Source organism: Aliikangiella litoralis (assembly GCF_052495765.1).
On record NZ_CP199292.1, the window covers coordinates 2,470,085 to 2,491,989 of the forward strand.

The window sequence follows — 21,905 nt, forward strand, 5'->3', positions numbered from 1 at the left end:
TTTATTTAATTTTCGGAGATATCAAAAACTAAATTAGCTCGACCTTCAATAGGAACTAATGTATGAGAAATTATTGGATGGTTAGATGACGAGGTAAAGCTTTGCATGAAACGTTCAAGTGAAGTTTCATCAACAAAGTAAACAGATAACATACACGATATTTCACTGCATACTATATTTTCTTGGGAAATGTTACCGTCGATGTATTCAGGTTGTCGTGAAATTAAATCGCGATAATGCTCAGTAGACTCTGATTCGCTGGAATTTTCGAACATGTTTTGCATGGCTTGATCAAATGCTTCATTGCTTTTAAATAGTAGCGATTGTGATGAAAGAACTGTTATTTTATCGTTGATTGTTTTTAATGGTTTTTTCTCTTTGGCTTGGTAGTTAATATCATTTTTTTGAAAAGGAGAGCCTGCAACTTTTATTTGATTAGGTTGAGGTGGTGTGACTTCTTTAATTGCACTATCAAAACTTTTGTTGGAAGATTTTTTATCTTGAAAATAAGTTTTGTAAATTAAAATGCTTGATGTAATAGTCAGTAGTGTTAACCCAAAAGTAATTGGTTTCATTGGTACTCTCCATTAAGTATTTGGAATATTATTTTTTCACATAAATTGTTTTTTCAGTAATTGAAATGTTTAATTGATGTTGTTTGGCAAGTTGGTTGACGATTTTTTTCCAATGAGTCTTTTTTTCGTACCTGACACTAACATGCTGTGTGATTGATTGCTCTATTTTTAAATCTTTTTCTGCAAATTCGGCAATTAATTCAAATAGCTTAGGTAACGGGATTGAGTCGAACCAAAAGGTCATTTCACCATTGTTTGATTCTGAGTGTTTAGATAACTCTGAGTGTGACTTTTTTTGCTCTTTTGTTTGAGGTTGTTCTTTTTTTGATGTGTCATTAATAGCTAATGCTTGGTTTGAAAGTGAAAAGGCTATTGCTAATAGTAAGAGTTTCATAATGGTATCCTTTTTTGTTTTGTGGTTAAAAATAATTAAATAAATACAAGTTTTTTTTGTCTTGTTTTTTTATGTGTAAAAAATTATACGATGGTTTTTAAATGTAAAGCAAGGCTGGTAAGTGGAAATGTTTCTCAAATGTAAGATAAAAATATATTTCGTTTTGTTGGCTTTGATTGAAAATGTTAATATGCACGGGAGTGTTTGCTTTTGTTTGCTAAGCAGGTAAAACTAAATGTGTACAGTGCATAACTTTGGTTGATAGTGTTTTTGGTTTTATATAAAGAAAAAATATGAAAAATATAATTGTAAAATATAACTTGTTACTACCTTTGTCGCTGATCTTTTTTTCAGGTTGTGCTGCGCTTATTTATCAAGTTTTATGGATAAAGCAGTTGTCACTACTTTTTGGTAATTCTAGTCAGGCAATATCAACTGTTATTAGTGCTTTCTTCTTAGGGACCGCTATTGGCGCTTATTATTGGGGGAAACGTTCTTTCAAACAAAATTCAGCATGGAAAACATTTGCTTTATTAGAGTTTGGTATCGCCTTAACTTCGCTTATTTGTTACTTTTTAAATGATTGGTATGCGTTGTTGCTACCTGTTTTGAATACTATAGAGTTTACTGATGTAGGCTTAATGACAACTATCAAGTTTTTGATGGCCTTTGTGGTTTTGTTTTTGCCGTCTTTTATGATGGGGGGGACTATTCCTATGGTTAGTCAGGCTTTAATTAAAAGTAATGAAAAAATTGGGGTGGTAGCTAGTCTACTTATTTCAATAAATACTTTGGGGGCTGCTGCTGGCGCTATTGTCGCTGGCTTTATTTTGTTAGAAGTATTAGGGCTGAAAAGTGTTTATCTGATTGCAATAGGTATTAATGTAGTCGTTGCTTTAGTTAGCTTGAAAGTTGCACCTGTCATTGAGTTACTACTTTTGAACAAGTTTTTTAAATCAGGCCTTTCTACTTCTAATCAAAAGAAAAAAATAAATATAAATGTCTCTCAACTTAATCACCTGGATAAAAATATACTATGGCTGATTGTTTTTATGTCTGGTGCATTAACTATGGCTGTAGAAGTTTTATGGGTTCGTAGTTTTTCATTTATTGTGCAGGGCTCTGTGTTGGTCCAAAGCTTTATTGTAGGTACGTTTTTATTAGCGCTAGGTGTTGGTAATTTACTTGCCTATTCTTTTTATCGATATAAATTCAGGTTTTGGCCTACTTTATCTAGTTTGTTACTTTTGTCTGCTTGCTTGTTAACGCTATTACCTTTTGTTTTTTATGAATTAACCAATCAACTTCAACCATTAATTATTGGAAAGCAATGGGGGATGTTTATCATACTACTGAGCACTATAATATTCATTCCTGGCACAATTTTAGGGTGTATTTTCCCCTTTTTATTAAAGTCTCTTCATGAAACTAATAAAGAAAAATCTAGCGGACACTTTATTGGACGTTGCTTGTTTGTCAATACATTTGGTGGTTTGATTGGACCTTTGTTAGCTGGTTTTTTTCTGCCAGGTTTGTTAGGCGTTTGGGATACATTTAAAATTACTGCACTCATTTATATGTTGGCAGGAGTGTTTGTATTTATACGTTTAAAAAGTGTTACGCTATTATATAAAGTCGCCATACCTTTGGTAGCCGTTTTTATGATAGGTTATGCTTTTTCAATTAAACTACCCATTTTTTGGTTGAATGAACAATCTAATGAAAAAATATTATTGAGTTGGGAAGGGAGTTATGGGGCTGTGGCAGTGATGGAAGCTGAACAAAATCAACTTGGGAAAAAAACTACAGATAGATATATACGAGTCAACAATACTTATACGCTAGGTGGATTAGGTTCAGAAATTCAAGAAAATCGACAAAGCCATTTGCCATTGTTAATGCATCCTTCACCTGACTCTGTTTATGTGCTCGGTTTAGGCACAGGAATAACTGCTGGTACAGCACTAATGCATAATATTAAACAACTAACAGTCAGTGAATTAGTTCCTGAGGTTGTTGAGGCATCGGAACAGTTTTTTGAAAATCACACATATGGTTTATTTGACGATCCTAGAGCAAAGGTTATTGTTGAAGATGGGCGTCATGTATTATTGAATCCTGAAAAAATGTATGATGTTATTATTTCTGATCTTTTTTTACCGACTGTTGTTAGTGATAGGTTATATACTCAAGAACAATTTGAACTTGTAAAAAGTCGATTAAATAAAAATGGTATATTCTGCCAGTGGTTACCATTGTATCAACTAACAAAACCTGAGTTAGAAGTTATTACCAAGACTATGATGTCTGTTTTTCCAAGTGTTACCATTTGGAGAGGTAATTATTCACCTAATAAACCGGTTATTGCATTAATAGGAAAAGAAAAAAATGAGCCTATTAACCCTTTAATTATGGAAAAAAACTTAAAAAATTTATTGTCAAAGTCTGAAAATGTTGAATCTTTATGGCAAACATTTCTTAATATTCGTGGTGATAGAAGTAACTCTCAAGCAACAAAAAGAAAGCTTTCTGATATGGAGTCTCATTTAATTCAACTGATGCCATATATGTTGTATGTTGGTGATTTGTCTGGTAAAGCAAAAAAGTTTTTAAATACGGATATAAATACTGATGACAAACCTATAGTCGCATATCGTTTAGCTAAACAGTTTTTGGCTACACCTGATAGTTATTCAGAATGGGTAACTGGTTTAGTTTTGTTAGATTATTTAGATGAGCATAAAGCTTTTGAAAATGAAGGTTACCTTTCCAAACTGTCATTATTACAGAAAAAAATGATAAAGGCTGGAAGCTATTACCATCGTTCATTTATTTATAAATATTTAGCTTTTATGAATAACAATGAAACTATGAATATTCAATCAAAAAAAGAGTTTAAAAAATTCATATCTTTAATAACAACTAAAAAGCAATCGACATTAGAGAATAACTTAGAAACGCAGTAATCTGAATGGTTGGTAGTTATAATGATGGCTGTACCTGGTTAAAAAATTAACTTCTAGAATTCCGGTGAGACGCCTTGGTCTCCCGGATGAAGTGGCTGAACTCATTGACTTTTTAGTTTCTGAGAAGGGGAGCTATATTACCGATCAATATTTTATATTGATGGCGGTTTAACTATATAGCTCTAATATCTCGAAGTGCTACTTTAAAATAGCAGCATCAACTAATGATAATAACGAGCGTAATATGACTAGTGCTTCTGATTTTCTTGATGAAAAGTCAGTGAAATTATCTGTTTTCAAAATAATTGAATTTAGAGTTTTGACGTGCAATTTTAAATAATCATTGGTTTGGTTTACTTGCAGTCCTTGTATTGTATAGTTAAGCTGTTTAAACCAATTTTCTGCTTTTGTTGGATTTGCATTGGTTAATGATTCTCCATCTTTATAGAGCTTCTCTAAATGATGGTATAAATTTTTATTAATGCTGTTAGTTTGTTTGCTCGCTTGAATCTGTTGCTGTAAATCAGCCATTTTTTTTTCTAAGTTAAATATTGTTGATTTTAATGAGTCAACACTATTATTTTGAATATCGCTTTTAATTTCAAACTGTTCGACACTATTTAAAACTTGATTGTATTGGGTTTCAAAGTCATTTTTTACATCGGTTAACATTTTATTGTCTAAAATAATTGATTGTTGTTTTTTTATTAACTCATTAATAATACTTTGGTGATCACTGGTTATGCTAGAAAGTTCTTTGACTATAATGGCATCTGCTTCATTAGGTAACTTTGAACGAATATCGGAAATAGAAGCGTTTATATCTTTGGCAAATTGTGAATTAAGAATGATAGGGGTGATAATCGCAGCAATTAAAGCGATTATTGCTGTTAGTGCGGAACTACCAAGTTGATTTATTTTTTCTTTGAGTATTAAAGTAAACGAGCTTGTTTTTTGTTCTGGCTCCGTGTTTGCTAACTGTTGATAAAGACGTTCTAAAGCTTTAATTTGTAGCTGTAATGATTCAGATTGTGGTACTGGTTTTTCTTTATTTTCGTTTTCTTTATTATTTGTTGTAATTTCTTCTTCTATTAAATTTTCTTGGCTCATGACTGGCTTCCTCCGTGATTTATTTTTATTAAATATAACAAATGCCCTTTTTTAAGTATAGGCTTGTTTAGAGCATCTAAAAGTATACCTGAAACATGACTTAATGAGTCGATGTGTTCTTTTTTTGATTCTAATTTTTTAACTTAAATCTCTTATCTAGATAGTCAGGTTTTTCCGTGAGTTAATTAAAATTAGGTATGATTTTATTTTTTACTCGTAAAAAAAATTTATTTCTTTAGTTTTTTGATTTTATAAACACATATATAACAATTTATCTAAGTTTATTTACAACTCAGTTTTGGTTAAATTAAATTTGTAACTTATCACACAATGTAATTATTTACTTTGATAGTGTGTTTTATTCAATAGTTTTTATTTTTTTATTGTATACAATTTTGGGTGGTATGGATTCAATGTCGTTTTTATTCAGATTTTCGATGAGAAAGTTGTCTTTTCGATTGAAGTAGATATACCAGTCAATACCTTGCAACTAAGTAAATTAATATAATAAATGCGAGTACAATTATGAATAAAACAAACGTTTTTCTCACTCGGTGTGTACAAACAATTTCAGCAATAGGGCTTGCATGCTCTGTACTGCAATTGAATGCTATGGATTGCCCGGTCACACCAACTAAATATAAGGATGTCGATATTCCTAATCCTGATCCGGCCCCGGCCAACGGGGAGTTTCCTGCTGATATGGATCTAATTTATGACTATGTTATTAATAACAATATAAAATCCGTTAAAGAGTTATTGGATCATATGCCATTGCATATGCGTAAGCACTATTCGTTTATTAAAAATACCGGCGCATTAAATGAAACCGATCTAAATAACCCCGGTTTATTGCCTTGGGGATCCGATACGCGTTTTATGATGAACATTGGTTCAAAGAAAGATGCGCCACTTTACGAAGTGGTCGATATGGCCTATTTACAAGATGATGGTGATTGGGAATTTCGAGCTTTAGATTTTCGTGGAGCGACACCACTGCTGAGCCCTGATGGTGGTACTAATGGCGAGTGTCGCCAGTGTCATGCAAAGGGTGGTGATAACAATGTTGCTGGACCCATGCGGCCAATATTAGGTAACTATCTATTTTGGACAGGGTTCTTTTCTGACTCAAACGGGGCTTCTGGAGAGGATGTGACCGCAGAGGAAGTACCGGTATTAAGGGCTATCAAAGAAGGCAATCATAATAATGATCGTTTTCATACTTTGTTATTTGCCAGTCGTTTTGCTGATCAGGAGGGTACATCGATTAATTTACCTGATCATGCTTATGGTCCGGGTTTGACAATATTTAATACCGAACTCTCTAGTGCGGTTGCAGAAAGTGTACATAAAAGGTTGTCTCGCAATACTAACTACCGTGGTCTGCGCGAAGAAATGCTAGCTATTAGTTATTGTGATAGCAAAGGCAGACTTTCTTCACAGCAACGTGAAAAATTAGTCGATTTGGTATCTGGAGTCGGAGGTACTAAACCATCTGGTTATGCAACCTTTGAGTGGGAAAGAGTTTACCGCGCACTAGGGTTAGAACCAAGACATGAATTTCCTGTTCACTTTAAAACAGAAGATGATTTAGCGACAGTTCCCAGGGATGATATCAATTGGAACACTGGAGTATCTAGTATTCGTGAAGTGGTAGATATGTTGATTTTAATGGAATTGGCTGAAGAAAATACGGAATTGGATAATATATTGAAAAATAACCAATCCTCTTATGATATGACATCAGGCTGCTCATTTAACTCGTTAAAAGATCATTTGGCGCATAAGATATATGCGTTATTTACTTTAAAAGGTAATGCGCGTCAAAAAGCTCGTGAAAGCTATTATGACATCGATTATGTACGGATCCATTCAAGCTTAAATAATGTTACCGGACAAATGTGTAACTTATTAACCAATGATATTAGTTTAGACACCATTGGTGACCCAGGGAATAATACTAATCAACCGCCGGTTGCTGAAGCAAATGGGCCATACAATGCGACTACTGCCGATGATATAAACTTCAGTAGTGCGGGTTCAAGTGATCCTGATGGCTCTATCAATAGTTACAACTGGGATTTCGGTGATGGTAATAGTAGTTCAGATGCAAATCCTATCCATCGCTACACTTCAGCCGGTAGTTTCACCGCAACGTTAACGGTAACAGATGATAATGGTGCGATTAAAAGAGATACCGCTTCAGTAACGATTACTGGCACGAGCAATGGTGGTAATGAACTGGAGAACGGTGTTGCTAAAACGGGTCTTTCAGGTAGTACCAATGATGAAAGTCGTTATTACATTGATGTACCAAATGGTGCGAGTAATCTGGTGATTCAGATCACGGGTGGTAGTGGAGATGCGGACTTATACGTTAAGCGTGGATCCGAGCCGCAGAAATCAGATGGTGCCAATAATCAGTGTCGTCCATACAAAAATGGTAACGAAGAAGAATGCACTGAGGCTAATCCTAGCTCAGGACGTTGGCATGTGATGTTGGTTGCTTATAACTCATATTCCAATGTTTCTTTAACTGCGAGTTACGATAGCAGTAGTAATCAAGTACCAGTAGCAAAAGTAAATGGACCTTATACAGGATCAGTGAATAAGGCGGTTCGCTTTAGTAGCAACGGATCTAGCGATCCAGATGGTTCTATTAGCAGTTATAGCTGGAATTTTGGTGATGGCAACACAAGTGCTTCTGCTAACCCTACTCATACCTATCGTTCTGAAGGGACTTACAATGTCACTTTAAAAGTCACAGATAACAGTGGTGCCAGCAGTAGTGAAGCGAAAACGACAGCAACAATTAGCGCGAGTAGCACTAATAAAGTGCCTGTGGCTGAGGCCAATGGACCTTATAGCGGTACTGTAGGGACTAAAATTGCGTTTAGTAAAGCTGGCTCTAATGATCCTGACGGCACTATAGCCAGTTATGCGTGGGATTTTGGTGATGGTTCAAGCAGTAGCACTGAAAACCCAACCCATGCTTACAACGCTGAAGGGACTTATACAGTGAAGCTAACGGTTACGGATAACAATGGTGAAACAGCGAGTGACACCGCAACAGTGACGGTTGCCAAAGCAAATACAGATATCAAGTTAGGTAATGGGCAGTCTATTACTGGTTTGTCTGGCGCTACTGGTGATGAGTTGCATTACTTTATGCATATTCATGGTGATGCACCCAAGAACCTGAAAATCTCGATCTCCGGTGGTAGTGGAGATGCTGATTTGTATGTTAGGTACAATGAAAAGCCAAAACAAGAAGATGGCACAACTAACCAATGCCGACCTTATAAAAATGGTAACGTTGAGGATTGTACTTATAATAGCCCGCAACATGGCGCTTATCATATTATGATCCGTGGCTATTCCGCTTTTTCTGGGGTGACTTTGACAGGTTCATACGATGAAGGGAATGACACTGGCGGAGAGCATACAGTCATGATTCATAATTCATCACAACATGGTAATTACCTGGCTGGCGGTGCGACTAGCACTAGTCAAGGTATGAGTCTGTATACCTGGGATAATGATCCAAGTAGTGGTAGTAACTGTAATGGTAGTTGTGCACAAAGCTGGCCGCCGCTAACAGTTAGTAGCGCGAGTGATGTCAGTGCACCAAACGGTATTTCTTTAGGAACGACTACGCGTGATAATGGTAGCTTGCAGGTAACATTTGAAGGCAAACCTTTATATTTCTATGCAAGTGACAGTTCGACAGGAGATACGACTGGCGATGGCGTTGGAGGCACCTGGCACTTAGCTAAACTGTCAACAACACCGCCGAGCAATAATGAATATGGCTTGAAGAATGCTTGTGGGTTGGGACGTCCTGCAATCTCAAATCAAAACCTTGAGTTGGGTAAAGCTTACTGTGCGGTTAATGCTTCAAGTAACGCTCAGGAAGTTCACTTTAAATATGTACCTACTTCAGCTGATGCGGGTAAAGATATTCTCTTTACGATTGGACATGGTACAGGTATCGCTGGCTTAACTGGCAATCAAGCGTTTGGCGATTATGCCAGTGAAGATGACTTTAAATCGAACCCAAGCAAAGTTTACGGTTCTTTCGGTTTAGATCCTCTTAATAAGAGACGTACTTATAACCGAGTTATTGTTAAAAATGTGCAAGCCAATAAAGATATCTGGTTATCAATGATTGCGGGTAGTGGTGGTTTTAATGGGGTAACTATTAAAGGGGAAGCAATTGTTCCTGTTGATAGTAACTTGCCTGATGCGTGTGCTGAGGGTAAACCAGAAATTACTGATGAGTATGTTAACTTAGGTGAAGCGGTTTGTGGCAAAAGATCGCCAGGCTCAGGTCATTACACTCACTTTACCTATCGACCGACTGCTGCTGAAGAAGGAAAAAACTTTATTTTGGAAACTAACCATGGTACAGGTAATGCCAACATGACGGCGAATCAACATTATAGTGATGCGCCAACTTCGGGCGGTACTGGTTTTGCTCATGAAGAACATCTAGCTGATCGTCCTGATTTGGTTTTTTCTTCATTTAGAGAGGGAGTTCAACAACGAATAGTCTATCCAAATGCTGAAGCAGGTAAGGATATTCTGGTGGTTATTCCACCAGGGCCTAATGGGTTTTCGAAGTTTACTTTCCGTATAAGAGTTGTTGATTAAATTATTAATTTTTTTAACTGCGTATTAATGCCAGTCAATTTGATTGACTGGCATTTTTTTACAATAAAGCCTATTTTTTTGATAAGAGTGTCGATGTGAAACTAACAGGATATCTCTTTATCTAATCAATGATTGACAAAGTTAGTTTCTGAGTATCTCCTGACGGTATGTTTTTACAATTATCCTAAAAAAAGTAACTTTATAGCTTACGCTTTAATGAGTTCGAAGAATAAATTGATGTGCTATAGCTTTAGCAAAAATGAAAAGGAGATTTTCAAATGATTAGAAAAAAATTAGTTATATTCTCATTACTCACTTCTATTATTATTTTTACTTCTGGTGCATTTAACCAAGTCATTGCGTCGAGTAAAAAACCTGAGTCAACTGCTGATCCATGTTTAGCACAGGCTGATTGGTTTCCTCATTCAAAAACTCAGGAACCAGATGCAGATAAGTTTCAAAGCACCAGCAACTGTGTCTTTCACCAATGGTCATGGCAAATGTTTCTTTGGTTAACACAAGAGGTTGATAATCAACCTCGCTTTTTATCATTAGTTAGTCCACAGTCTTTATTAGGAATGACGCATCGAGGTATTATGCCTAGAATGACTAAATCTGCGACAGCAGAAACTTTTGATGAGTACTTACAGGCTGGTAGCGATTCAATATTAGTGGATCATAATGGACGAGCGGTTTACTATTCACAGTATCTTAATTCTGATTTTGTTAATTTTATTAATGAAAATAAGCTCACCGATCCGACGATAGTACAAAAGTTTGATCCAAATACCTCATTTCCGAATGGTGCTTTTGAATTAAAAGCAACTTGGAAAATTGTCGCGCCAGGTGAAGATGTTAGTGAGTTTTTTACGACTAAAACAACGATTAATAAGTTAGTTAATAAAGACGGCAAAATTGTTGTTGATATTAATCAAACTGAAGAGGTTATGGTTGCTTTAGTTGGATTTCATATTGCCGGTGTAGTTGAGGGACACCCTGAAATGATTTGGGCAACATTTGAACATAAACTTAATGCGCCCAATGTTCCGCCAAACCCAACCCCAGAAACAATTGTTTCAAAAGAGTCTAGTACTTTTTACACTGCTAATACTAAATATGCTGATTGTAATGTTAATGTAGCCAATAGCTCTAAACAAAAGCTTGATGAAAAAACTCAGAAGCTATCTCCAATTACCCAAGTTTGTCGGCAATTTGAATTTGGAAATGACCCTAAGAATCCTAAAGATCGTATTGCAAGAATGGCAGAAAATGATAGCAATATAAAACAACTTAACGATTCGGTTCATAGAAAACTAGGTACTAAGGGAGTTTGGTCTAATTATTACGAAGTCGGTGCAATATGGTTTGGCGTAATTGATGGATTAAAGCCAAATATGTCGTTGGATACCGATGAAGTATTAACAGGTTCGTTGAAACTTTCAAATGCAACGACCGAAACTTTTACGCAAGTACAAAGTACACAGAATAATTGTTTTCGCTGTCATAATACCGCGCAACGATTCCCTCCAAAAACAACCTTAAACCCGTTGCCTGGTCTTAATATTAATATTAGTCATGCCTTTGTTAATATTTTTTTCTGGTCTCAAGAGATGTCGGCTTCAGACTTAAAAGCGGTGAATGAATTTTTAGAACCCCAAAATAAAACTCAATTAAGTAAAGCAACTAAGACTCAATTAGTTGCAGATAAAACATTGAAAAAGGAGTATTCAAAATGAGTGATTCTATTTTTCGTATCCATCCTGCGATTAACTTTGCTCGTGTCGGTAGCAGTGAAGATTATTATATAGCACCAGAAACAGCCGCTGGTGAAGTTGTTGATAAGAAAAAAGGGATCTTTGGTGGTTTACCAATTAAAAAAGGAACTGAAGATACTTTTATTGAAGAAAATGATTTACGTGATGATAGTCAAAACCCCTGTCGGCAAGCTGCTCGTTTTAGAATTTATGCTTATGATCAACCACAGCAAAACTATCCATCAAATGATTCTGGTCGGGAAATTAAAATTGGTGATAAAGTCAATGGTAAGATAGTTAAAGATATTATTTGGACAGTTCACCTAGCCAATAAAAAAGGTAATAACTTTGAAATTTCAAGTGGACCTGTTAAAGGTGAGGAAGGTATCGTTGCTTATGAGAATGGGCAAACGCCACCGCTTAGAAATATACAATATGGAAAAGATATTGCTGCTGAGAATCGTTTAAGAGAACTAGTTATTGATGCAGGACCAAGAACGATTCTATCTTCGAGTAATGGGAATCAAACTGTTGATTTTAATGCTGCAACAGCGGCTAGTTATGCAGATGGTCAAGGGAAAATTAGTCAAGTAGAGTATCCGGTTTCATTTCCAGACGATCATTTTACAATGTTTAATCCGCTGGGGAAAATAGATACTTTAGGGCAAGTGACTATAGAGGCGAATACAGGCCGACTGATAGTTGTAGGCGCTTATGGTAGAGCCAGTGGTATTATGGAGAATGGCGTACCTCCTAAATTAGATGATGCTATTGATAACAATAATTGGTTTGATGATACTGCTGATGGCCCTGTCGATGCCGTTATTTTATTTGATGATAATAGTGTTTCTAAAGTAGTTGGTGCATGGTTTGTAACGGTTGATCCGGCGTACGCACCGCAAACTCGTAATGTTGTTTCTTGTTGGGATGATATTTATATGACTTGGGTTGAACAACTCGATTTACAACCGGAATTATATAAAAATGGTCAGTATCAAGCGAACTACAAGCCAAGTTTTGATGATGATGTGATGAGTGTTTTTCATGCCGCTTTTTTGCAACGTTGGAATACCAACTTACCTTCAGCGGGTGTTAATGCACATAATTTTATTGGTAGCATTCAACCGACAGATGATCCTAAGGCTAAAATTCCAAACTTTAAATCGTTATTAAGAGATCCTAATAATCCTAATGAATCTGAGGAAGGCGTTAAAATGCCATTATCATTAGGTGATGCAATGAAAAGTTTTTTATCGGTAAGTACCACTCAATATTTTTTATTAAATCAGTGGTATGACGGAAAATCTGTTGATACTTCTATTGCACTTGGGCAGGGTGAAAAACTTGATAAAGTGGTTTTAGAAAACTGCTTGGGTGGTCGTTACTCTCCCGGTATTGAATTAACTTTTATTGTTCGAGATGTTAATCTTTATAATCAGAATTGGCGAGGTGATGTTGGACCTTTTAGAATAAATTCGGCGAATCTTAATTATCAGGATGCTAATAAAAACAAACCCTTTTTAGGCGTTGGTTACATTCCTCTGCGTACTGCTGCTGTAGAACCTGGTGATCTTTGTAAGTTTATGGCTTTACCTTGGCACACTGATTATAATAGTTGTGCAACTCATACACCAGATCCCAACCCTTCAGAAAATAACACGCTTTATTGGTCTTGGCCTGCACAACGACCTGTGAGTGTTTACCCTGTGGACCAATGTACTTTTGATAGTAATAACCAACAATGGAATTTGGGAGGACAACTATTTAGCGTAAGAGGTGAAGGAACTCATACTGATTATCCACAGCAAACAGGTCGTTATCAATGTTATTTTGATTATGTTGAAAACTGGCATAAAGTAGGATTTGTTATTCAAGGTACTCAAATTCCTGCTAAACAAGGTGATAATTATGGCGCAGATAAGTTTCTTGAAGTAAGCAGTTTATATCAAGAAGAAGGTGATAATGTTGGTGTATGGCCTACTAGTGTTGTTCCTGGATATAAAACACCTTCAGATTGTGGTCCGCATAAAAAATAACATTGAGTTCGGTGTTTTAATTATGTTGTTTTAATTGTATTGTGGTGAAACAGAATATCGCTATTATTGGAGCCGGGCCTTCCGGCTGTGCGGCAGCAAAATCTTTGTTGTTGTCGCATTCTTCTGCTTGTTCATCACCACTTAATTTTGCAATTCAATTATTTTATTGTGATAAAAATAAAATAAAAATAGGTGAAACAATTCCGCCAGCAGCAGCACCTATTTTACACCAATTAGAACTTTCTCACTTATTAGAAAGGGAAAAGAAATGTTTGAATGAGCATTTTAGTGTGGCCAATCATTACACTCGTACTCAACAGTGTCTCCATCTTCCATGTCCGGGAAGTATTTCTCTGTGGGGAAGTAATCAACCTGGTTACAATGATTTTTATTTTAATCCCGAAGGAAAAGGTTATCATCTTAATCGATGTTTATTTGAACGTGATTTAATAAAGAACATTCAACAAACCACCAATAAAAAAGATGTGTCGTTTTATCATCATCATCGATTAACCAGCATTTCAACTTTTGAGAGAAATAGCGGTAGAAAACAATTTAAGCTTAACTTTTTAGTGGACGGCGTAGAGCAAAAATCTTTTGTTGCTGATTTTGTGGTTGATGCTAGTGGGGCGGCTTCAGTTTTTACTCGAAAAATAGGAGTTGCTAAAAATACATTAGATGAGGTGTTATCGTTAAGTGTGATTATTGATTGTCCGATAATATCGAATATTGGAAATTATACATTAGTTGAAGCTGTTGATAATGGTTGGTGGTATGCCGCCAGGCTGCCTGAGAACAAATTAATTATTTCATTTTGTAGTGATCAATCTGTCATTAAATCGCAGTCACTTCAAGATGTGACAAACTGGTTGCAAGCTTTAAATCATACCCAATTGTTAAAAAAGAAAATTAACCTAGAAAAAATAAAAAGTCATTTGACGATTCATCCGCGTGTTGCAACTAGTACGATACTATCTCGTGTTACGGGAGATAACTGGTTAGCTGTAGGTGATGCGGCAAGTAGTTATGATTCAATTTCTTCTGCTGGTATTACTAAGGCATTACAAAATGGTCTTGATGCTGGTAAAGCTATTTTTGAGTTAATAGAAAACGATAATAAAAAAGCTGTGCTCGATTATGAAAAAAAAATATTTAACGCATTTACTCAATATTTATCATTGAGACACGATATTTATCGTTCTGAGACTCGGTTTCAATCAAGCCCTTTTTGGTTGCACAGAAGAGGTATTATTTGAGTTTGTTGTAGAAGGTTATGTTAGTAAAGTTAATCATAATTCTAAGTGATAAAAAAATATATTGTCAAAAAAAAGTCGGTTATGAAATTTAAATCTTTTATGTTGGTAAGTTGCTGAAACAATTAGTATATATCTCAACTTCAGAAAAAAAAGTGAATAAAGTGCTAAATGATTGGTGAATTTTGTCGAAACTATAGGGTAGCTTTACTAAATAATTTGCTGATGGAACAGGTTTTTTACAGTTAATGGATGCGTCTTGATAATCATTATTGTTCGAGGTAACTGTTTCATGAAATTAACTAATATCTATAAGCTTTCTCCTTTGTCTCTTCTAATATTGGCTGCTTGTGGCGGCGGCGGAACTTCCGATGTTGAGGTCGTTGAGCCGCCTGTTGTTGTGGTTGAACCACCAGAAGAAACTGAGACTGATGTGGAGGGGCTCGATATTCCCGATATAATTAGTGTTGTTACTAAATTAGATGAAGATACACCATCGAGTAAAAAATCGAAAGCAAAATTAACCGCGAGTAAAAGCTCCAATCCTTATGAGGCAGAAGGTACAGATTATAGTAATGATCCTGTTCGCAAGTATGTTTGGGATGAATCTATGGAGCCGCTTCAAATGGTAAATGAAATCCTTTGCTATGTCGGACAAACTCGAGCAGACCAGTTAGTCAATCAAACTTATACTGCATTGATTGATACCACTCGTTGTGAGCGTGAGTCAGGTGATGATTCTGATGAGCAGGGACAATCAAGTGGAAATGGTGAGGTTGAGTATCAATTATGGACGGTTGAGTCTACTCGTGAATCGTCTACATCACCACAAAAAGTGAGAATTTGGGTACCCGCAGAAAGTGATGGCAATGGTGAAGATGGCGATATGATGGATCAGCAAACTATTCTGGTCGATGTGACTATCTCTTCCTCTCCGAGTGACGACTTACCTTTTGGTGATTTTAATATGAGTTGGAAAGGTGTGGTCGAGATGAATGGTAATGAAGTGCCAACCATGGCCGGCACTATTCAAACGGTTGAAAATCAAGATGGTAAATTGCAATTTTTATTTTATAACGGTTCAGATATACCTGGGTTTGATTTTAGTTTTAGTGAAGCGGCAAATGTTATTTTAGATGATGCTGATGGTGTATCGGGAATTGGTAAAACGGCAATTCACCGAACGGAGTCACATCATGAGTTTCACTCTGAGTTTTCTGTGGCTTATGATTCAGCTCGATTCTTACGAGGGAAAGATCAAAACAACGATGGAACGGTTGATGCTCAGCTATGTAATGATCGTTTAAATATGAATGAAAATGTTTGGCGTTATAACCTGTATGATTATGCCAATGGCGCCAGAAAAGAAATGAATAGTGGTTTTCCATTTACCACAGAGGTGGGTGGGGTCCATTATGATGGTTACATGAGTTATTGGGGTATGTGGTTACCCGAAAGTGTTGATAAATCTTTAGTCACTTCGATTACTCGACAAGACTTTTCTGATGATTCAAGTCATGAAACCTATGATGTGGTTAATACTCCGGGTAAGTTGATTAAGCGTTCGAAGTCGAGTATTCCATTACAAGATCTAGATGGTTACCACTTTAATTATTGGAATGATGCTGAGTATTTGGTTGAATATACATCTGATAATGAACTCAATGATGGGACTAGTGTTAATGATGCGGGATTTTATAAGATTGCACGAGTTGAATTCTCTGATGGACAACGAGAAGTAATACCACAAGAGGCGATGATGATAGACAGTGATTTCATGCATTTTTATTCAGAAGCACTTGGTGGTTCAGTTGCTTATGATGAGCTACGTGATCCGTCTCATATTGTGGCATTCCGTGAAGAAATTATTAGTGGTAATGATACAAACTTATTTGGTAGTACAACCCAAGTAACGTTGGCTTGTTACAATAACTGCCTAAAAGCGGCATTAACATCTGAACAGTTATCAATGAATCAAGAGACTCCTTATTATCCTGATTCGCAAGATGTGAATGAACCGTCTGTTTTGTATCGTTTTAGTTTGAGCGATTTAACTCTGCGAGATCCAGATGGCAACGCAATTGCTATGCTTAATAGTGAGCAAACTGCGGAAGGCCAATTTAGCTGGGGAATTCATACTGGGGCAATGATACTCCAAGGTACTCAACTCGATAATACATGGGATACTTATAACCAAGATGTTTCTTTTGTTTGGGAGACAGGTCCTAATAATTGGAATAAAATGACCTTTGTGCGTGAGACGGATGCAACTGAGTTTTTACAGTTTGATCGGCCTATGCAATTTTTGTATACCCATGAAAATAGCCAAGATCGAAATGAAGCAGACAGTGATTTTGCCGGTCAATCTTATTTATTAGAATATGGCGGCCCTGGTGATTTATGGGGATTTCCTGAGTTAGATAGTGGCCAACATCATCAACGAGCATTCTCATTAGCGGATGCAACTTTGTTGGCCAATCAAAGTGGAGATTATGTTGTTAAAGGGATTGAAATGGAAATGCGTATGAAAGAGCTAGAGGTAACAGCTTGTACTACAGGGGATAATGCACTGAGCCTCGATTCAGCATTGAGCATTACTTTACCGACAGCGAGTGATGTTGCTACGATTAACTTTAGTTTAAACGATAAGCCAACGGTCACTGATTCGCCTCGAGTTGTGGGGGGAGAAATTGTTAATGAGTAGTTGCTAAGCTGTTAATTAGAGTGACTTATTTAAATAAGCCGACGTTTAAAAATGTCGGCTTTTTTATATCAGCCAACACAGTTTAAAACTAAGGTTAATCTTGTTTTCAAACCAGACATTCGTCCAAGATATTTTGTTTTAGACTTTTATATACACACTTAATGAATCTGTTAGAAGGGGGCATGGCAAATATCTAAAAACAGAAGCTTTTAAAACCGCTAATAAATGAATTGAAATTCAAATAATTTGGCCACTTTTTCTCTTACTTCTGATATTCTGTATGATTATTGATAATTACTTTAAGGATTTAACTTATGGAAATAAACGAAATTATGGGAACTGTTCTCAATTTTTGGACAGGGTTGGCCATACTCATTATTGTTATTGTTAAGTCATCGGTTAAGTTTGTACCTCAAAATAGAGCGTATGTTGTGGAGCGTTTTGGCAAGTATAATAAAACAATGGTTGCTGGGCTGAATATTCTAGTGCCTTTTATTGATAAGGTTGCCTATAACCAGTCGCTTAAAGAACATGCTTTTGATGTACCTAGCCAATCAGCCATTACCAAGGATAATATTTCTTTAGTTGTTGATGGGGTTCTTTATATCAAACTGTTAGATCCATACAAAGCTTCTTATGGTGTTGATGATTATGTTTATGCGGTAACGCAGTTGGCACAAACCACAATGCGAAGCGAAATCGGAAAAATTGATTTAGACAAAACCTTTGAAGAGCGTGAAAGTCTGAATGTTAATATTGTTAATGCAATTAATATTGCGTCTGAACCTTGGGGAATTCAGGTGCTGCGTTATGAAATCAAGGATATAGAGCCGCCGCGTACCATACTCGATGCTATGGAACGTCAAATGAAAGCTGAGCGAGAAAAACGGGCAACCATTTTAGAGTCAGAAGGACATAGGCAGTCTGCTATTAATGTTGCTGAAGGTGCTAAGCAGGCACAGGTTTTAGCGGCGGAAGCTGACAAAGCAGAACAAATTTTACAAGCCGAAGGTGAAGCTCAAGCAATTATTGCTGTTGCTGATGCTAAAGCTAAAGCTTTGAGTACTGTTGGACAGGTTGCTGATACTAACGAAGGGCAAAAGGCTATTCAACTTGAATTAGCTGATAAAGCAATACTGGCTAAACAGGAAATAGCAAAAGAATCTACGGTAGTTTTATTGCCTGATTCTAATTCAAGTCCAGCTAATGTTGTGGCTGAGGCAATGACAATCATCAATACACTTAATTCAAGTAAAGGTGTTTAAAGTAGGAGTGTGTAATGATTGATTATATTGTTCACCATCAAGCTGAGTTTTGGATAGTATTGGGCTTTTTATTATTAGCGATAGAGGTAATTACCGGGTTTGTTAGTGGTATATTCTTGTTTGTCGGTCTTGGAGCATTGGTCAGTGGAGGGTTAATGGGGTTAGGGCTTTTACCTGAAAGCTGGATTGCTGGGGGCGCGGGTACTGGTATTAGTACTGGATTACTCACGATTGCTTTATGGAAGCCTTTTAAACGACTACAGGGAGATAAACCAATTGCTAAAGATAATAGTAGTGATTTGGTTGGTTATCAGTTTATTGTTGATAAAGACGTTAAAAATGGTAATTTAGTTACCACCAGTTATTCTGGAATTTCTTGGAAAGTTGAAATTGATCCTGAAGTTGATATTACTTCTATAGAATCTGGAACGCGGGTTGAAGTTACATCGGTTGAAGTGGGAATGTTTAAAGTAAAACCTGTTTAAATAATTGGTAATTTGTTATGCGTTAGTAAAAAGCCATTCATGTAAAATGAATGGCTTTTTTAAGCTTTTAATTATGGGTTAGCTTTTATATTTAAAGTAACACCAGAAGCTGCTGTATAACCACGAACATCAATATGCCAGGTATCTGCGCCTGGATTAGTGAAGTCACAATTTTCGCTATTACCGTTTTTATAGGGACGACAATCATAAGAAGATGTCGTAGAGGCCGCGCCTTTACGTACATATAAATCAGCGTCACCAGAACCACCCGAAATGCTGACTTTTAAATCTTTATAGCCGGCAGGTAATACTTGCGTAAAGCGTGCCCATTCTCCCCGAGCAACTGACACCGTTTCAGTTCTATTAATTGGATCATTACCAGGAGGGGTACCATCATCAGTATATTTGCCTACTAAACTAACACCAGAAAAAGTAGAATAGGCTTTTACGCGAACGTAGTAAGTTCCACCGGATTGGCTACCAGTACAAGATTCTGTATTACCATTTTTATAAGGACGACAATCATAACTTGAATCGGTAGGGGTTGAACCAAATTTGACATACATATCAGCATCACCACTTCCGCCACTAGTATCAAACATGATATTAGTCGCCCCGCGTGGAACTTCCATTGTGTAGACAACATCATTGCCTCGGCTAGCAGATAAGCCAGTGGCAGGTACGCCATTTTTTAATACCTTTCCACCGGGAGGTGGAGGAGGTGTTGTGCCTCCAATTTTGCTATTAATCCAATCTACAAAACGATAAGTGTCTGCATAAACGCCATATTTATTAGGACGTGCACATCCGTCTCCCCAGCTAACAACCCCAATGCTATATATTTGGTTTTGGTAAGCCGCGACTATTGGGCCTCCACTATCACCTTGACATGCATCTTTGCCTCCAGACGCTAAACCTGCACATAACATAGTATCGTTAATACCACCACCATAAGCTGAGTTACACGTTGAGTTAGAAACAACTGGCACGTCAACTTCATGTAATACATCTGGACTGCTGCCACCTTCGGTTAATCTTCCCCAACCGGACACTGTTAGTATATCGCCAGGTTGTGCCGCAGCTTGTATAACAGCAGCTGTTGGTAATTTTGCTCTTTCATAGCTACTGTTGATTGTTCCGCTGACTTTTAGCAGTGCAACATCATAGCCTGAACCTACACTACTAAAGTTTGGATGAACAATTTTTTCAATAACATTGTGCGTTTCACCTTGATTTGAACTCAGTCTGTGTACACCAACTCTTACACTGCTTGGCCAGCTACTTGAAATACAATGTGCCGCAGTCAATACCCATTGATCGGCGATAATTGCACCACCACAGCCACCATTTCCTAGAGAAACCTGATAAGTTCGATCACCTTGTGTACTTGGATTTCCGCCAACAATACTAGGAGTGATTGTTGCAAAGTCGGCACTCGGTTTTACAACACCTACTTGATTTTCTTCAGTATCTTGCGCGTGCAGTAAACTGCTGCTGAGCACTAGTGAAACAGCAAATGTTCCCGCGGCTAACTTTAATGAAGGTAAAAATTGATTCATAATTGTTTCCTATTTCTTGGGTTAGATATTTTTACGTTTTTATTTTGGATTTAAATGTCCGTAGGCGAGTATAAAATCTTAATCGTTTGATAACGAAAGTGGTTGTTTTTTGTCGATAGGGTAATGTTTTTTTAATTACTAATATCACTAAATTGGTATATTTGTTTTGCGGTTGAATAAGAGTTTGAATTTGCCTATGTTTTTAAAGGTTTTTTTGAAGTCGTTTTATAAAATAAAAAAACAAAGTCATTGATTGATAAGCCTGATAATGACTTTGTGCTGTTTATTATGTTGTCGTCAATAAGTTTAATCACTAAGTGATTGGTTTCTTAAAGTAAAGGAGAGAATTTACTTGTTTAAGTGGTTGAAAATATTGTAATTAGAAAAAATAGTTAAATAAAAATACTTTTTATGAAGCCCATACAAATATGAGCTTTAATTATTATCTGCTAAATAGTATTTACATTATTTTCTATTCATTACAATATAAATTCCTTCATCTAATAAATCTTTTTGGGAATCAGTTAGAGTTTTCATGACTTCTGGAGAGCAAGTTGGTTTACTACTTTTAATTTGGTAATTCTTAGAAATAAAAGCACCATAACGTGAGCCATCTAAAAATGCTTGAAACTCAAGCTCAGTTAACTCTCTTATTTCTTTATCATTATATTCAGTTAGTTCGCGTTCCCTAGCGATTGTTTTTATACGAGCTAATAGATCACTTTTTACCTTATCGGAATTATAGTTTAATGCAAGATAGCTTTTGCTTTCACAGATTTCAGAAAGGACATTACTATTAATAAACTTAGTATAAGTTTCAATTAATGAGTCCACTACCTCATCACTTATTTTGTCTGCAAGTTGAATATCCGAGGCGTTTACTGAGTAGCAAGTAGAACAAAGTAGAATACCTATTATTTTTGCTAGTTTCATTTTAAGTCGTCAAAATATAGTGGTTCATGTTATTAAAAATAGTCAATATAAAGCGTCTGTGCCACTTTTTGAGTAAATGTTTTTGCTAAGACTTTTGATTCATTGAGAGCATGGCACTAATAAGTTTATCGTCCATAGAATGAAATGTTAGCTATTTCGCTTATTAATAGGCCAAGCCGATTAAATATTTAGACGATATATATAATAATATCAATATA

General features: G+C 36.3%; 13 protein-coding genes. 8 read left to right on the forward strand and 5 right to left on the reverse strand.

Going from position 1 to position 21,905, the window contains the following annotated elements:
- Positions 1-5: 5 nt before the first annotated feature.
- Complete coding sequence (locus tag ACT5E3_RS10230; RefSeq protein WP_444998207.1) at positions 6-575, reverse strand: hypothetical protein; 570 nt, start codon at positions 573-575, stop codon at positions 6-8.
- A gap of 28 nt (positions 576-603) precedes the next feature.
- Positions 604-969 carry a hypothetical protein gene (locus tag ACT5E3_RS10235; protein WP_444998208.1) on the reverse strand — a complete coding sequence of 122 codons (366 nt, stop codon included), beginning with the start codon at positions 967-969 and terminating at the stop codon, positions 604-606.
- A 293-nt stretch (positions 970-1,262) separates the two neighbouring features.
- Here ACT5E3_RS10235 and ACT5E3_RS10240 point away from each other — a divergent pair, with 293 nt between their 5' ends.
- Positions 1,263-3,935 (forward strand): fused MFS/spermidine synthase, encoded by a 2,673-nt coding sequence (locus ACT5E3_RS10240; protein ID WP_444998209.1) that lies wholly within the window; start codon positions 1,263-1,265, stop codon positions 3,933-3,935.
- A gap of 198 nt (positions 3,936-4,133) precedes the next feature.
- On the opposite strand, the gene ACT5E3_RS10245 is transcribed toward ACT5E3_RS10240, so the two are convergent.
- Positions 4,134-5,045: a hypothetical protein gene (locus ACT5E3_RS10245; RefSeq protein ID WP_444998210.1), complete on the reverse strand. Its 912-nt coding sequence runs from the start codon at positions 5,043-5,045 to the stop codon at positions 4,134-4,136.
- A 525-nt stretch (positions 5,046-5,570) separates the two neighbouring features.
- On the opposite strand from ACT5E3_RS10245, the gene ACT5E3_RS10250 reads away from it, so the two are divergent.
- The 7 genes from ACT5E3_RS10250 (at position 5,571) to ACT5E3_RS10280 (ending at position 19,195) form a co-directional block, all read left to right on the forward strand.
- Positions 5,571-9,698, forward strand: a complete 4,128-nt coding sequence (locus tag ACT5E3_RS10250) for a PKD domain-containing protein (protein WP_444998211.1) — start codon at positions 5,571-5,573, stop codon at positions 9,696-9,698.
- A gap of 278 nt (positions 9,699-9,976) precedes the next feature.
- A complete protein-coding gene (locus ACT5E3_RS10255; RefSeq protein WP_444998212.1) occupies positions 9,977-11,434 on the forward strand; it encodes a hypothetical protein in 1,458 nt (485 codons plus the stop codon).
- Positions 11,431-13,488 carry a LodA/GoxA family CTQ-dependent oxidase gene (locus ACT5E3_RS10260; RefSeq protein ID WP_444998213.1) on the forward strand — a complete coding sequence of 686 codons (2,058 nt, stop codon included), beginning with the start codon at positions 11,431-11,433 and terminating at the stop codon, positions 13,486-13,488. Before ACT5E3_RS10255 ends, ACT5E3_RS10260 begins: the two co-directional genes overlap by 4 nt.
- A 44-nt stretch (positions 13,489-13,532) precedes the next feature.
- Positions 13,533-14,744 carry an NAD(P)/FAD-dependent oxidoreductase gene (locus ACT5E3_RS10265; protein ID WP_444998214.1) on the forward strand — a complete coding sequence of 404 codons (1,212 nt, stop codon included), beginning with the start codon at positions 13,533-13,535 and terminating at the stop codon, positions 14,742-14,744.
- 289 nt (positions 14,745-15,033) lie between these two features.
- A complete protein-coding gene (locus ACT5E3_RS10270) occupies positions 15,034-17,445 on the forward strand; it encodes a hypothetical protein (protein ID WP_444998215.1) in 2,412 nt (803 codons plus the stop codon).
- A 332-nt stretch (positions 17,446-17,777) separates the two neighbouring features.
- Positions 17,778-18,710 (forward strand): SPFH domain-containing protein, encoded by a 933-nt coding sequence (locus tag ACT5E3_RS10275; protein ID WP_444998593.1) that lies wholly within the window; start codon positions 17,778-17,780, stop codon positions 18,708-18,710.
- A 14-nt stretch (positions 18,711-18,724) separates the two neighbouring features.
- On the forward strand, positions 18,725-19,195 hold the full coding sequence (locus ACT5E3_RS10280) for an NfeD family protein (RefSeq protein WP_444998216.1): 471 nt from the start codon (positions 18,725-18,727) through the stop codon (positions 19,193-19,195).
- A 71-nt stretch (positions 19,196-19,266) separates the two neighbouring features.
- Here ACT5E3_RS10280 and ACT5E3_RS10285 read toward each other — a convergent pair whose 3' ends face one another.
- Both ACT5E3_RS10285 and ACT5E3_RS10290 read right to left on the reverse strand, forming a co-directional pair.
- The gene (locus ACT5E3_RS10285) at positions 19,267-20,754 is read right to left on the reverse strand and encodes a trypsin-like serine protease (protein WP_444998217.1); all 1,488 of its coding nucleotides are present in this window, start codon (positions 20,752-20,754) and stop codon (positions 19,267-19,269) included.
- Between the two features lie 465 nt (positions 20,755-21,219).
- On the reverse strand, positions 21,220-21,687 hold the full coding sequence (locus ACT5E3_RS10290; protein ID WP_444998218.1) for a hypothetical protein: 468 nt from the start codon (positions 21,685-21,687) through the stop codon (positions 21,220-21,222).
- Between the last annotated feature and the right edge of the window lie 218 nt (positions 21,688-21,905).

What these genes read in the sequence shown, in the direction of transcription:
- ACT5E3_RS10285 (WP_444998217.1), bottom strand. Translation starts at nt 20,754, where the DNA reads ATGAATCAATTTTTACCTTCATTAAAGTTAGCCGCGGGAACATTTGCT.
- ACT5E3_RS10230 (WP_444998207.1), bottom strand. Translation starts at nt 575, where the DNA reads ATGAAACCAATTACTTTTGGGTTAACACTACTGACTATTACATCAAGC.
- ACT5E3_RS10245 (WP_444998210.1), bottom strand. Translation starts at nt 5,045, where the DNA reads ATGAGCCAAGAAAATTTAATAGAAGAAGAAATTACAACAAATAATAAA.
- ACT5E3_RS10250 (WP_444998211.1), top strand. Translation starts at nt 5,571, where the DNA reads ATGAATAAAACAAACGTTTTTCTCACTCGGTGTGTACAAACAATTTCA.
- ACT5E3_RS10270 (WP_444998215.1), top strand. Translation starts at nt 15,034, where the DNA reads ATGAAATTAACTAATATCTATAAGCTTTCTCCTTTGTCTCTTCTAATA.
- ACT5E3_RS10255 (WP_444998212.1), top strand. Translation starts at nt 9,977, where the DNA reads ATGATTAGAAAAAAATTAGTTATATTCTCATTACTCACTTCTATTATT.
- ACT5E3_RS10280 (WP_444998216.1), top strand. Translation starts at nt 18,725, where the DNA reads ATGATTGATTATATTGTTCACCATCAAGCTGAGTTTTGGATAGTATTG.
- ACT5E3_RS10260 (WP_444998213.1), top strand. Translation starts at nt 11,431, where the DNA reads ATGAGTGATTCTATTTTTCGTATCCATCCTGCGATTAACTTTGCTCGT.
- ACT5E3_RS10290 (WP_444998218.1), bottom strand. Translation starts at nt 21,687, where the DNA reads ATGAAACTAGCAAAAATAATAGGTATTCTACTTTGTTCTACTTGCTAC.
- ACT5E3_RS10275 (WP_444998593.1), top strand. Translation starts at nt 17,778, where the DNA reads ATGGGAACTGTTCTCAATTTTTGGACAGGGTTGGCCATACTCATTATT.
- ACT5E3_RS10235 (WP_444998208.1), bottom strand. Translation starts at nt 969, where the DNA reads ATGAAACTCTTACTATTAGCAATAGCCTTTTCACTTTCAAACCAAGCA.
- ACT5E3_RS10240 (WP_444998209.1), top strand. Translation starts at nt 1,263, where the DNA reads ATGAAAAATATAATTGTAAAATATAACTTGTTACTACCTTTGTCGCTG.